The following is a 13,194-nucleotide window of genomic DNA, read 5'->3' on the forward strand; positions in this document are numbered from 1 at the left end:
ATCAGGCTCTATGGTGCCCGCCGTGAAACGGGCATCCTGGTCTCTACCCCTGGTCGCGATGACGGCGCTGACAAGCCTGCCGGCCGTGGCGGCGCCGGTCAGCCACTTGATCGTGACCGATCCCTGGCGGCTGTCGGTCGCCGGCATCGTCGCCGCCGCCTGGCTGGCGGTGGCGGTCTGGGCGATCATCCGCGGTGGCCGATCGCGGGTCCGGGCCCGGCTGGCCGAGGACTGGGGGCTGCGGTTGCGCGGCCTGCTTGCCACCACCCCCAACGGCTATCTGATCGTCGGCGCCGGCGACCGCGTCACCTGCTCCGACGCGCTGCGCTCCTGGCTCGCCATCGACCACAAGGTGACCCGGCTCGACGAGCTGAACCAGCAGGACGACAGCGGCCTGCGTCAGGATGACTTCAACCGGCTGGCACTCGACATCGACGCGCTGGCGATGTCGGGCACCACCTTCACCCGCCTGGTCGCCAATGCCCGTGGCGACCGCCTGCTGCTGGCCCAGGGCCGGCTGGCCCCGGCGGAAGTGGCGGGTGAGGCCGGTGTCGTCGTCTGGTTCATCGACGCCACCGACAGCGAGCAGGCGCTGGGCCAGCTCCAGCGCGAGCGCGACCAGCTTGCGCACGACCTGGAAGCCGCCACCGCGATGCTGGAAGCGGCGCCCTTCCCGATCTGGCGGCGCGACGGCGACCTCAAGCTGCGCCACGTCAACACCGCCTACGTCAAGGCGGTGGAGGCCCATGGCGCCGCCGAGGCGGTGGTGCGCGGCATGGAACTGGTCAACAACGCGTTGTCCACCGCGCCGGCCAAGGCTGCCCAGCGGGCCCGCGATCTCGGCGCCAGCCAGATCCGCGAGGAACATGTCATCATCGACGGCAAGCGCCGGACCCTGCAGATCACCGACGTGCCGCTGGGTGACGCCGGCATCGGCGGCTTCGCGCTCGACATCACCGAGGCCGAGGATGTGCGGGCGGAGCTCAACCGTTACGCCCAGGCGCAGAACGCCACCCTCGACCGGCTGTCCTCGGGCGTCGTCATCTTCGCCGCCGACACCAGCCTGACCTTCTACAACAAGGCCTTCGCCACCCTGTTCGGACTCGACACCGCCTGGCTCAATGGCCATCCGGACATGGCCGAGGTGCTGGAGGAGCTGCGCCAGGCCCGCCGCTTGCCGGAGCAGCGCGACTTCCCCGACTGGAAGCGCCGCCATCTCGCCTGGTTCACCGAAGCCTTCGTCGCCCAGGAGGAAACCTGGGTGCTGCCGGACGAGACGGTGCTGCGCGTCATCGCCCAGCCGCACCCGTTCGGCGGCTTGCTGCTGGTGTTCGAGGACCGCACCGAGCAGCTGACGCTGGAAAGCTCGCGCAACACGCTGATCAAGGTGCAGGAGGCTACCCTCAACCACCTGTCGGAAGCGGTGGCGGTGTTCGGCTCCGCCGGTCATCTGCAGCTCTACAACCAGCGTTTCGCCGAGCTGTGGAAGCTGTCGCCGGAGTTTCTCGACGAACAGCCGCACGTGGACGCCTTCGCCGACGTCTCGGCGGCCCGGCTGGAGGATTTCGACGACGCCCGCCGGCTGCGCGAGGGCGTGCTTCAGGCCACCGACGGCCGCCAGGCGCTCTCCGGCCGCCTGCGCCTGCGCGGCGACCGGGTGTTCGACTTCGCCGCCGTGCCGCTGCCTGACGGCAACGCGCTGGTCACCTTCCTCGACGTCACCGCCTCCACCAACATCGAGGAGGCACTGCGCGACCGCAACGAGGCGCTTGAGGCCGCCGACCAGCTCAAGTCGCAGTTCGTCGCCAACATGTCGTACGAACTGCGCACGCCGCTGACATCGATCATCGGCTTCGCGGAAATGCTGGAGCAGGAATATTTCGGCCCGCTCACCGATCGTCAGCGCGAGTATGTGGCGAGCATCCTTACCTCCTCGAACCGCCTGCTGGTGCTGATCAACGACATTCTCGACCTCGCCGTCACCGAGGCCGGCGCGCTGGAGCTCGACATCGGTACCGTCAGCATCGAGCCGATGGTCACCGCGGTCATCGCCATGGTGGAGGAGCAGGCGCGCGGCCGTTCGCTGATCCTCACCTCGCTGGTGGAGCCGGACGCCGGCACCGTCGACGGCGATGAACGCCGGCTGAAGCAGGTGCTCTACAACCTGCTGTCCAACGCCATCCGCTTCACGCCGCCGGGCGGCTCGGTGTCGGTGATCGCCACCGGCGACGATCAGGAGGTGGCGATCGAGGTGCTCGACACCGGCGTCGGCATCCTGGACGAGGAGCAGGACACGGTGTTCGACCGTTTCCGGCGCGGCAGCAACGCCGGCCCGGCCACCGGCGTCGGCCTCGGCCTGTCGCTGGTGCGCCAGTTCGTCACCCTGCATGGCGGCACCGTCGCGCTCAACTCCCGCGTCAACGAAGGCACGCGGGTGGTGGTGCGGCTGCCCCGCCATGTTCCGGTGGCGACGCCGGCGCCCGCCGCATGAGCCGGCACAGCCTCGCCCTGCCCGACCTTGAGGCCGCGCGCCGTTTCGGCGCCGCGCTGGCCCCCGTGCTGGCGGCCGGCGACGTCATCGCGCTGTCGGGCGACCTGGGCGCCGGCAAGACCACGCTGGCGCGCGCCGTGCTGGCGGCGCTGGGGCTCGACGAGGAAGCCCCCAGCCCCACCTTCACCATCGTGCAGACCTACGACGCGCCGCCGCTGCGGCTGCCGGTCTGGCACGTCGACCTCTACCGGCTGGAAACGCCGGAGGACGCGGTGGAACTCGGCCTCGACGAGGCCGCCGGGGACGCCGCCCTGCTGATCGAGTGGCCGGAACGGCTGGGCGACCTCATGCCGCCGGACCGGCTGTGGCTGACGCTGACACCGACGGTCGATGGCGGACGGCGCTTGACAGTCGATGCGCCGGGCGCTTGGGACAAACGCCTTGCTTCCCTGTTTCCTGTTGCCGAGTAACCCCGCCATGCCGCTGCCCGCCAACGTTGCCTCCTTCCTCGCCGCCTACGACTGGCACGGCGCCGCCATGGTGCCGCTGGCCGGCGATGCCTCGCACCGCCGCTACGTGCGCCTGACCCGCGGCGACGAGTCCGCCGTGCTGATGATCGCCCCGCCCGACAAGGAAGCGGTGGAGCCGTTCGTCGCCATCGGCCGTCATCTCGCCACCCTCGGCCTCAGCGTGCCGGCCATCATCGGCGCCGATGTGGACGCCGGGCTGGTGCTGCTGGAAGATCTCGGCGACCGCCTGTTCGCGCAGGCGATCAGCGAGGGCTTCGACGAGGCCGAACTGTACGCCGCCGCCACCGACGTGCTGGCCCGCGTCCACGCCGCGCCGGTGCCCGATCGTCTGCCCGGCGTTGATGTCGAGCACCGGCTGCCGGTGTTCACCGACGAGCGCATGACACGCGAGGTCGACCTGGTGCTGGAGTGGTATCTGCCCACCGTCTCCGGCACGGGCGTGCCCGAGGATGTCGCCGCCGCCTGCCGGGCGGCCTGGGCGGCGGTATGGCCGCTGGCGCGGGCCGGCGAGCCGGTGCTGGTGCAGTTCGACTATCATTCGCCCAACCTGATGTGGCTGCCCGGGCGCGAGGGGCTGCGCCGTGTCGGCGTGCTCGACTTCCAGGATTCGCTGCGGGGGCCGGCGGCCTATGACCTGGTGTCGCTGATCCAGGATCCCCGCCGCGACGTGCCGGCGGCGTTCGAAGCGAAACTGATGGACCGCTACCTCGCCGCCCGGCCGACGCTCGACCGCGATGCCTTCGTCACCAGCTATGCCGTGCTGGGCGCCCAGCGCGCCGCCCGCATTCTCGGCGTGTTCGTCCGGCTGTGGCAGCGCGACGGCAAGCCGGGCTATCTGCGCCACCAGCCGCGCGTCTGGTCGCTGCTGGAACGCAACCTGCACCACCCGGCGCTGGCGCCGGTGAAGGCATGGTTCGACACCCACCTGCCGGCGCCCCAGCGCGCCGCCCGCTGGAACGACCCGGCATGAGCGCCGGCGGTCATCGCGCCACCGCGCCCCGGCTGGTCCGCCCGGCCATCGAGGCCGCGGTGCCACCGGCGGCGATGGTGCTGGCGGCGGGGCTCGGCACGCGGATGCGGCCCGTTACCGACACCTGCCCCAAGCCGCTGGTGCGAGTGGCCGGCAAGACGCTGCTCGACTGGGCGCTCGACCATGTGCGCGCCGCCGGCATCGGCCGCGTCGTCGTCAATGTCCATTACCTCGCCGACCAGGTGGAGGATCACCTGCGCGGCCGCGCCGACGGCGACACCATCCTGATTTCCGACGAGCGCGACCGGCTGCTGGAGACCGGCGGCGGCGTCGCCAAAGCCCTGCCGCTGCTCGACGCGCCGGACTTCTACGTCATCAACGCCGACAATCTGTGGGTCGACGGCCTGCTCGACACGCTGCGCCACATGGCCCGCCTGTGGCAGCCCGACACCATGGACGGGCTGCTGCTGATGGTGCCGCTGGCCCGCGCCGAAGGCTATGACGGGCGTGGCGACTTCCGCATGGACGGGCTGGGCCGGCTGAGCCGCCGGCCGGAAACGAAGGTGGCGCCGTTCGTGTTCAGCGGCGTGCAGATTCTCCGCCGGTCGCTGTTCGACGGCGTGGCGGTGGAACCCTTCTCGCTCAACCGGCTGTACGACAGGGCGATCGGCGGCGGCCGGCTGTACGGCGTGGTACACACCGGCCAGTGGTTCCACGTCGGCACGCCGGAGGCCATCGGCCGCACCGCCGAGCTGATGGCGCATGGCTGAGCGGCACCCCCGCGTCTACACCATCGCGCCCGACGCGGCCTTCGTCGACACGCTGGCGCGCGGCCTGTTCGCCATGGCCGACCACGACCCCACCCGGCTGGCGCGAATGCAGGTGCTGCTGCCCAACCGCCGCTCGGTGCGGGCGATGACGGACGCGCTGGTGCGCCAGTCCGGCGCGCGCGCCACCCTGATGCCGCGGCTGATCGCCATCGGTGACGTCGACGAGGACGAGGCGCTGGGCAGCTTCCTTGATGGCCTGGATGCCGACGACGCCCTGCCGCCGGCCATCGGCCCGGTGGAACGGCTGCTGGAGCTGGCCAGGCTCACCCGCGCTTGGGCGGCCGCGCGCGGCCGTGCCGGCGCCCCGGCGGCGGAAGCCCACCGGCTGGCGGTGGCGCTGGCCCACACCCTTGACCAGCTCATCATCGAGCGGGTGCCGCCGGCCGCCTTGCGCGAGGCGACGCCCGAGGTCCATGCCGAGCACTGGCGCCAGACGCTGGATTTTCTCGCCATCGTGCTCGACGCCTGGCCGCGCCATCTCGCCGAACGCGGGCTGATCGACGCCGCCGAGCGCCGCAACCGGCTGCTCGACCGGCTCGCCCGCCGCTGGCGCGACGCGCCGCCGGCCACGCCGATCATCGCCGCCGGCTCGACCGGCTCCATCCCCGCCACCGCCGAGTTGCTGAAGGTGGTCGCCCGCCTGCCCGAGGGCTGCGTCGTGCTGCCCGGCCTCGACGCCGACCTCGACGACGACGCCTGGGCGGCCATCGACCCGCGCCACCCGCAGCACGGCCTCAAGCTGCTGCTCGACACCCTCGACGTCGGCCGCCACGAAGTGCTGCCCTGGCCCGCCGACGAGCCGGCGACCGGCCGCACCGGCGGCGGCCCGCGCGACGCGCTGATCCGGTTGGCGATGCTGCCACCCAGCCAGACGGCGCGCTGGCAGCGCGCCACGGTGGCGCCCGCCGCGCTCGACGACCTCGCGGTGCTGGAAGCCGCCAATCCGGCCGAGGAAGCCCTGGCGATCGCGCTCGCGCTGCGCCAGGCGCTCGACGACCCCGAGGCCACGGCGGCGCTGGTAACGCCGGACCGCACGCTCGCCCGCCGGGTCGCCGGCCACCTCAAGCGCTTCGGGCTGGCCATCGACGATTCCGCCGGCATGCCGCTGGCCAACACGCCGCCGGCGGCCTTCATGCGTCTGCTGGCACAGGCGGTGATCGAGGATCTGGCGCCGGTGGCGCTGCTGGCGCTGCTGAAACATCCCCTCATGGCGGCCGGCGACGGGCGGGCGGCCCACCTCGCCGCCACCCGCCGGCTGGACGCCCGCGCCCTGCGAGGTGCCCGCGCCGCGCCGGGCATCGCCGGCATTGGCGCGGCGATCCGCCAGCACGCCCCCGAGCTGGCGGACTGGTGGCAGCCACTGGCAGACGCGCTGGCGCCGCTGCTGGCACTGGTCGCGGCGGACACGGCCGACGGCGCCGCGCTGCTCGCCACCCACATCGCCGCCGCCGAGACCCTGGCCGGCGCCGACGCCTTGTGGGCGGGCGAGGCCGGCCGCGCGCTGTCGGCCCGGCTAGCGGAACTGGTGCGGCTGGGGGCGTTGATCGGCCCGCTGACGCCGGCCGATTACCCCGCCCTGTTCCACGCCTGGCTTGACGACGTGGTGGTGCGCCAGTCGGCGGGCTCCCACCCCCGCCTGGCGGTATGGGGCACCATCGAGGCCCGCCTGCAACGGGCGGACCTGATGATTCTCGGCGGTCTCAACGAGGGCACCTGGCCGGCGACACCGGCGCCCGACCCGTGGCTGGCGCCGGCGATCCGCCGTCAGCTCGGTCTGCCGACGCCGGAGCGGCGCATCGGCCAGTCGGCGCACGACTTCGCCCAGGCCCTGGGCGCCCGCCGGGTGCTGCTCACCCGCGCCCGCAAGGACGGCACCGCGCCCACCGTGCCGTCGCGCCTGCTGCTGCGGCTGGAGACCGCCAGCGGCGGCGCCCTGCCCCCGGCCAGCGATCTGCTGGCGGTCGCCCGCGCGCTCGACGCGCCGGCCGTGATCCGCGCCGCCGAACCCCCGGCGCCGGCGCCCGATCCGGCGCTCCGGCCGCGCCAGCTCTCGGTCACCGAGGTCGAGAAGCTGCTCACCGACCCCTATGCCTTCTACGCCCGGCGGATGCTGGGGCTGCGCCGGCTCGACCCGCTGGCCACCGACCCCGACCCGTCGGCGTTCGGCACCCTGGTCCATGATGGCCTCGACCAGTGGTGGAAGGGCGGCGACCACAGCGTCGAGGCATTGCGCACGCACCTGCTGGGCCAGCTCGAAGCGCACATCCGCCAGCCGCTGCCGCTGCTGCTGCAACGGCCGCGCATCCTGCTCATCGCCGACTGGGTGGTGGGGCGCATCGCCGAACGCGCGCCCGATTGGGCGGTGGCCGATACCGAGGTCAGCGGCGCGATCATGCTGGGCGACATCACCCTCACCGGCCGCGCCGACCGCATCGACCGCGGCACCGACGGCCGGCTCGCCATCGTCGACTACAAGACCGGCGCGCCGCCCAGCCACACCCAGCGTCAGGCCGGCTATGCACCGCAGCTGCCGTTGCTGGCCGCCATCGCCGAGCGCGGCGGCTTCAAAGGCTTCAAGGCCGCGCCGGTGGGCGAGCTGCGCTACTGGAAGCTCTCCGGCGGCAAGCAGCCCGGCGAGGACAAGGACGCGCTGCTGTACAAGAACAAGCCGTGGACCACCGTCGACGCCTGGATCGCCCGCACCCTGGCCGAGCTGGACGCCAGGGTGATCACCCGGCTGCTGCTGGGCCGGGCGCCGTTCCGTTCCAAGGCCCACCCGGCCTACGCCAAGGGCGCCGACTATGACCGGCTGGCCCGCGTCGCCGAGTGGTTCGGCCGCGCCGACAACCGGGGCGACGGGACCGGCCATGACTGAGCGTCGCCCCGCCCTGACGCCCGAGCAGGCGCGTGCCGCCGCGCCGGACCGCTCGGCCTGGGTGTCGGCCTCGGCCGGCTCCGGCAAGACCCAGGTGCTCACCGCCCGGGTGCTGCGGCTGTTGCTGGCCGGCAGCCGGCCGGAGGCGGTGCTGTGCATCACCTTCACCAAGGCCGCCGCCGCCGAGATGGCCGACCGGCTGTTCCGCCGGTTGGGCGCGTGGGCCCGCGCCGACGACGCCACGCTGACCCACGAGCTGGAAAGCCTTGGCGAGACCGCCACCCGCCAGCGGTTGGAGCTGGCGCGCACGCTGTTTGCCCGCACGCTCGACACCGAGGGCGGCCTGCGCATCCAGACGCTGCACGCGCTGGCGCAGTCGCTGCTGGCGAGTTTCCCGCTGGAGGCCGGCGTGTCGCCCGGCTTCACCACGCTGGATGAGCGCACCGCCGCCCAGGCCATCGACCAGACCGTCAATGCCGAGGTCGCCCACGCGCTGTCGCACGGCCGCCAGGGCCTGCTCGACGACATCACCCAGCTCAGCATCGGCGGCGGTCCGCAACGCTTCCTGCCGCTGGTGGCGAACCTGGTGCGCCAGGGGCCGCGCATCATCGCCTTCGCCGGCAGCGGCGGCGCCAGCAGCATTGAACCACGGCTGCGCCGGCTGTTCGATCTGCCGCTCGACGGCGGACCACAGGACTGGCTGGCGAGCGGGCTCGGTGATGGCGCGCTGGATCGCCCCGGCCTCGACCGGCTGGCGCGCGCCTGGGCACAGGGCGCCAAGACCGACCAGGACAAGGCGGCGCGGCTGACGGCGTGGCTGGCGCGCGACGTGCCGGGTCGCGCGGCGGCGTTCGAGGAATTCTGCGGCCTCTTCCTCAAGGCAGACGGCACGCCGTTCGCCGACAGCAAGATGGCGAGCAAGGGCGCACTGGCCGCCGCGCCGGACGCACTGGCCATCGCCACGGTGGCCGCCAATACGGCGTTGGGGCTGCTGGACGGGCAGAAACGCTTCGCCATCGTCGAGCACGCCGGCCGCCACCTGCGGCTGGGGCTGGCGCTGGCCACCGCCATGACCGCCTACAAGGAACGGGTGGGCGCGCTCAGCTTCGACGATCTCATCGCCGGCGCCGCCCGATTGCTGCGCGACACCGGTGCTGCCTGGGTGCGCTACAAGCTCGATCTGGGCATCGATCATGTGCTGGTCGACGAAGCGCAGGACACCAACGCCGACCAGTGGGCGATCGTCGGTGCCATCACCGAGGAGTTCTTCGCCGGCCTCGGCGCGCGGGAGGACAAACGCCGCTCCGTGTTCGCGGTCGGCGACGTCAAGCAGGCGATCTTCGGCTTCCAGGGCACCGATCCGGCGACGTTCGTCGCCGCCGAGCAACGCTACGCCACGGCACTGGCGGACATCGGCGAGGCGCTCGACACGGTGCCGCTCGACCGCTCGTTCCGCTCCACCGACGCCGTGCTGCGGCTGGTCGACGCCGTGCTGGAAGGCCTGGGCGCCGAGGCGCTGGGGCTGGGCGACGGCCTCAACCCGCACGTCGCGGCGCGGGCCGGCCAGACCGGCGCCGCCGTGCTGTGGGCGCCGATCGAGGGCTCGACTGCTGACGACGCCGAGGACGACGAGTCGCCGGCGGAAACGATGGATTGGGAACCGCCGGCCGAGCGCCGCTTCGCCGAACGACTGGCGGCGCAGATCGACCACTGGCTGCGCGCGGGCGAGCGGCTGGAGGCGCGCGACCGGGCGATGCGGGCCGGCGACATCCTGGTGCTGGTGCGCCGGCGCAACGAGTTCGTCACCGCGCTGGTGGCCGAACTGGCCCATCGCGGCGTGCCGGTGGCCGGTGTCGACCGCATGGCGCTCGCCGACCCGCTGGTGGTGCAGGATCTGCTCGACCTCGTCCGCTTCGCGCTGCTGCCCGAGGACGATCTCGTCTGCGCCCAGGTGCTGAAGTCGCCGTTCATCGGCTGGGACGAGACGGCACTGTTCACGCTGGCGTATGGCCGCGAGCGTCAGTCGCTGTGGGCACGCCTGTGCGACCGCGCCGAGGCCGACCCCGGATGCGCCGAGGCCCACGCCCGTCTGGGGCGTCTGCTGGCGCTGGCGGACTGGGCCGCGCCCTATGAATTCCTTGAAGCCGCGCTGAGCGAGGCCGGCGGTCGTGCCCGCGCGCTGGCGCGCTTCGGCCCGCAGGCGGCCGATCCCATCGACATCCTGCTGGAACAGGCGTTGCAGTTCGAGCGGGAGCATGCGCCGTCGCTGCAGGGCTTCCTCGACTGGATCGAGCGCGGCGACGTCGAGGTCAAGCGCGACCCCGAGGTCGCCCGCGATGAGGTGCGGGTGATGACCGTTCATGGCGCCAAGGGACTGCAGGCGCCGGTCGTCATCGTCGCCGACACCTTCGCGGTGCCCGAGGACCGCGACGGCATGGTGCTGCTGGAGACCGGCGACGGCGCCACGGTGCCGGTCTGGTACGGCGGCAGGGACCAGGCGGCCGGCCCGGTGGCCGAGGCCCTGGCGCGCGCCGAACAGCGGACCGCCCAGGAGCACGCCCGCCTGCTCTATGTGGCGCTGACCCGCGCCGAGGACCGGCTGTACGTTGGCGGCTGGAAACCGCGCAAGAAGCGCCAGACCCGCATCCCCTGCTGGTACGACAGCATCGACGCCGCCTTCGACCGGCTCGGCGTCGAGGCCGGCGAAGACCCGCTGTGGGGCAGCGCCCGCCGGTTCGTCGTCACCGGCGACGTCATCAGCCGCGACAAGCCGCACGCGGACACCGTTGCCCCGCTGCCGGCCGTGTTGCCGGCCTGGGCGGTGACGCCGGCGCCGGCCGAGCCGCGACCGCCCCGGCCGCTGGCGCCCAGCCGGCTGGGCGACGAGCCGGAACCGCCGGCGGCCTCGCCGATGGGCCGCGACCAGCGCGCCGCCCGCCGCGGCAGCCTGATCCACCGGCTGCTGGAGCGGCTGCCCGTCGCCGCCCCGGCCGCCCGGGCGACGCTGGCCGAGCAGTGGCTTGCCCGCCAGGCGCCGGAGCTGGAGCCGGCCGCCCTGGCCGACATCGTCACCACCGTGACGGGCGTGCTCGCCGACCCGCTGTTGGCGGCGCTGTTCGGCCCGCAGGCGCTGGCGGAAGTGCCACTGTCGGCGGTGTTCGGCGAGGTGGTGGTGGCCGGTCAGGTCGACCGGCTGCTGGTGGAGGCGGACCGGGTGCTGGTGGTGGACATCAAGACCGGCGCGCGCATCCCCGAGGACGCGGCGGCGACGCCGATCGCCTATCTGCGCCAGATGGCCGCCTACCGCGCGGCGCTGGCCCGCATGTTCCCCGACCGGCGCATCGAGGCGGCGCTGCTGTGGACGGCCGCGCCCCGGCTGATGCCGCTGCCCGACGATCTGCTGACCGGCGCGCTGCCGTTCGCCGTCTGAACCGGTCGTTTCCCGCCCGGCGACGCTGCGTGCGGCCTTGCGCGCGCTTGACCCCGCCAGAACGCCTTCTTACGTTCGCAGCAAATCCGCAGCTTCTTGTATCAGGAGATTATCCATGGCCTCCATCAAGGTGACCGACGCCTCTTTCGAGGCGGACGTGCTCAATGCCGGCAAGCCGGTGCTGGTCGATTTCTGGGCCGAATGGTGCGGCCCGTGCCGCCAGGTCGGCCCGATTCTGGAGGAGCTGTCGAGCGAGCTCGCCGAACAGGTGACCATCGCCAAGCTGAACACCGACGAGAACCCGGAAGCGCCGACCCGTTATGGCATCCGTGGCATCCCGACGATGATCCTGTTCCGCGACGGCAAGCCCTACGCCACCAAGGTCGGCGCGGCGCCCAAGTCGGCGCTGAAGGACTGGCTGGTCGGCTCGCTCGCCTGAGCGACGACCCCCGGCGCATCGAAAAAAGGCGGCGCCCGCGCGCCGCCTTTTTTGTTGTGACGCGCCGCACCCGTTACGCGTTGGCGCCCCTCAAGCCTTGACGCCCCTCAAGCCTTGGCGCTGGGGCGGGCCGACACCTCGGCATACCAGCGGGCAATGTTGGCGAATTCCGGCCCCGGGGTTGATTTCACCCATTTGGCGAATTCAATGCAGATAAACGCGGTGATGTCGGCGATAGTGAAGCGGTCGCCGGCAACATAGGCGCTGGTGCCCAGCCGGGCGTCGAGATCACGCCAGAACAGCGCGATGAGCAGCGCGCCACGCTCGGCGAGCGCGGGAATCTGTTCCGTCGTCTCGGTGACGCCGGGCACGGCATGACCGGCGAACTGCGGCGCGACATTGCGGAAAATCGAGGCGATGGCGCCCACGCCGTCGAACTCGACGCGCCGCTGCCAGCTCTCGATCTGCGCCTTTTCCAGCGGCGTGCGGCCCATCAGGTTGGGCTCGGGGTGCAGTTCCTCGAAATAGCGGCAGATGGCCACCGACTCGTCGAGCACCGTGCCGTCGTCCAGCTCCAGCATCGGCACCAGGCCGCGCGGATTTTTCGCCAGATAGGCCGGCGTCTGGTTCTCGCCGGCCAGGATGTCGACCTGCACCGACTCCACGCTGATGCCCTTTTCGGCCAGGAACATCCGCACCCGGCGCGGGTTGGGCGCCATCTTCATGTCATAGAATTTCATGCTGCTCTCCCCTTTCATGGTCACGCGCAGGCGCTTTTGTCCTGACTCCCGCATAAAAACTGTATATACATGCTTTTCAGTCCTGAGGAGAGGTAGATTTTGGGGAGAAAGCCGATGGGCTTCTACGAGGAACGTATTTTTCCCTGGATGTGCGACAAGATGATGGACGCGCCACCGATGGCGCGACTGACCCGCGCCGCGCTGGCCGACGTGGCCGGCGACGTGCTGGAGATCGGCTTCGGCTCCGGCCGCTCGCTGGCCTTCTACACCGGCGACATCACCCGCCTGACGGCGCTGGAGCCCAGCGAGGGCATGACCGCGCGCGCCCGGGCCCGCATCGCCGAGGCGCCATTCCCGGTCGAGCTGGTACCGGGCGCCGGTGAACGCCTGCCGTTCGACGACGAGCGATTCGACGCCGTGGTGCTGGTGTTCACGCTGTGCTCGGTCAGCGATCCCGCACAGGTGATCAAGGAGGCCAAGCGCGTGCTCAAGACGGACGGGCGGCTGCATTTCGTCGAGCATGTGGCGAGCCGGCACCCCCGCCATCGCCGCTGGCAGGAACGCCTCAATCCGTTGCAGCGGGCGTTCGCCTGCGGCTGCAATCTCAACCGCGATCCGCTGGCCATCGCCCAAGACGCCGGCCTGCACGTCGAGCTGGGCACCCACGACATCCAGCCCGATTTCCCGATGTTTCCGACGCTGTTTCCGGTCAGCCGCTGCGTGGCGGTGAAGCGCGCGTAGATTTCACTGGTGGCGGGGGCGGGTGCGTGCTATCGGCGCGCGCTTGATCCGTGGTTTCCATCGAGGAAGACCCCCGACGATGACTCGTTCAACCGGCACGACGTTGGCCCTGCGACGACCCTAGTGGGCGACCGGACGCGCGCATCCC

9 protein-coding genes are annotated in these 13,194 nt (G+C 72.0%); 8 read left to right on the forward strand and 1 reads right to left on the reverse strand.

Going from position 1 to position 13,194, the window contains the following annotated elements:
* The first annotated feature begins 58 nt into the window (after positions 1-58).
* The 7 genes from ABU113_RS08265 (at position 59) to trxA (ending at position 11,565) form a co-directional block, all read left to right on the forward strand.
* Positions 59-2,491, forward strand: a complete 2,433-nt coding sequence (locus tag ABU113_RS08265) for an ATP-binding protein (RefSeq protein WP_454559032.1) — start codon at positions 59-61, stop codon at positions 2,489-2,491.
* The gene (gene tsaE, locus ABU113_RS08270) at positions 2,488-2,961 is read left to right on the forward strand and encodes a tRNA (adenosine(37)-N6)-threonylcarbamoyltransferase complex ATPase subunit type 1 TsaE (RefSeq protein WP_454559033.1); all 474 of its coding nucleotides are present in this window, start codon (positions 2,488-2,490) and stop codon (positions 2,959-2,961) included. The genes ABU113_RS08265 and tsaE overlap by 4 nt, the downstream gene beginning before the upstream one ends.
* Before the next feature lie 7 nt (positions 2,962-2,968).
* A complete protein-coding gene (locus tag ABU113_RS08275) occupies positions 2,969-3,991 on the forward strand; it encodes an aminoglycoside phosphotransferase family protein (RefSeq protein WP_454559034.1) in 1,023 nt (340 codons plus the stop codon).
* 59 nt (positions 3,992-4,050) lie between these two features.
* Complete coding sequence (locus ABU113_RS08280) at positions 4,051-4,761, forward strand: nucleotidyltransferase family protein (protein ID WP_454559085.1); 711 nt, start codon at positions 4,051-4,053, stop codon at positions 4,759-4,761.
* Positions 4,754-7,696, forward strand: coding sequence for a double-strand break repair protein AddB (gene addB, locus ABU113_RS08285; protein WP_454559035.1), 2,943 nt, complete (start codon positions 4,754-4,756; stop codon positions 7,694-7,696). The genes ABU113_RS08280 and addB overlap by 8 nt, the downstream gene beginning before the upstream one ends.
* Positions 7,689-11,126 (forward strand): double-strand break repair helicase AddA, encoded by a 3,438-nt coding sequence (gene addA, locus ABU113_RS08290; protein ID WP_454559036.1) that lies wholly within the window; start codon positions 7,689-7,691, stop codon positions 11,124-11,126. The genes addB and addA overlap by 8 nt, the downstream gene beginning before the upstream one ends.
* 115 nt (positions 11,127-11,241) lie before the next feature.
* A complete protein-coding gene (trxA, locus tag ABU113_RS08295; RefSeq protein ID WP_454559037.1) occupies positions 11,242-11,565 on the forward strand; it encodes a thioredoxin in 324 nt (107 codons plus the stop codon).
* A 107-nt stretch (positions 11,566-11,672) separates the two neighbouring features.
* Here trxA and ABU113_RS08300 read toward each other — a convergent pair whose 3' ends face one another.
* A complete protein-coding gene (locus tag ABU113_RS08300; RefSeq protein WP_454559038.1) occupies positions 11,673-12,305 on the reverse strand; it encodes a glutathione S-transferase family protein in 633 nt (210 codons plus the stop codon).
* Positions 12,306-12,419: 114 nt separating this feature from the next.
* Here ABU113_RS08300 and ABU113_RS08305 point away from each other — a divergent pair, with 114 nt between their 5' ends.
* Complete coding sequence (locus ABU113_RS08305; protein ID WP_454559039.1) at positions 12,420-13,046, forward strand: class I SAM-dependent methyltransferase; 627 nt, start codon at positions 12,420-12,422, stop codon at positions 13,044-13,046.
* Positions 13,047-13,194: the final 148 nt, after the last annotated feature.

Origin of the sequence: Parapedomonas caeni, assembly GCF_041060555.1 — a bacterium.
Taxonomy (GTDB): Bacteria; Pseudomonadota; Alphaproteobacteria; order Sphingomonadales; family Sphingomonadaceae; genus CAUJIW01.

Excerpts from the sequence above, each read along its gene's own strand:
- tsaE (WP_454559033.1), top strand. The coding sequence starts at position 2,488 with ATGAGCCGGCACAGCCTCGCCCTGCCCGACCTTGAGGCCGCGCGCCGT.
- addA (WP_454559036.1), top strand. The coding sequence starts at position 7,689 with ATGACTGAGCGTCGCCCCGCCCTGACGCCCGAGCAGGCGCGTGCCGCC.
- trxA (WP_454559037.1), top strand. The coding sequence starts at position 11,242 with ATGGCCTCCATCAAGGTGACCGACGCCTCTTTCGAGGCGGACGTGCTC.
- ABU113_RS08265 (WP_454559032.1), top strand. The coding sequence starts at position 59 with ATGACGGCGCTGACAAGCCTGCCGGCCGTGGCGGCGCCGGTCAGCCAC.
- ABU113_RS08305 (WP_454559039.1), top strand. The coding sequence starts at position 12,420 with ATGGGCTTCTACGAGGAACGTATTTTTCCCTGGATGTGCGACAAGATG.
- ABU113_RS08300 (WP_454559038.1), bottom strand. The coding sequence starts at position 12,305 with ATGAAATTCTATGACATGAAGATGGCGCCCAACCCGCGCCGGGTGCGG.
- ABU113_RS08275 (WP_454559034.1), top strand. The coding sequence starts at position 2,969 with ATGCCGCTGCCCGCCAACGTTGCCTCCTTCCTCGCCGCCTACGACTGG.
- addB (WP_454559035.1), top strand. The coding sequence starts at position 4,754 with ATGGCTGAGCGGCACCCCCGCGTCTACACCATCGCGCCCGACGCGGCC.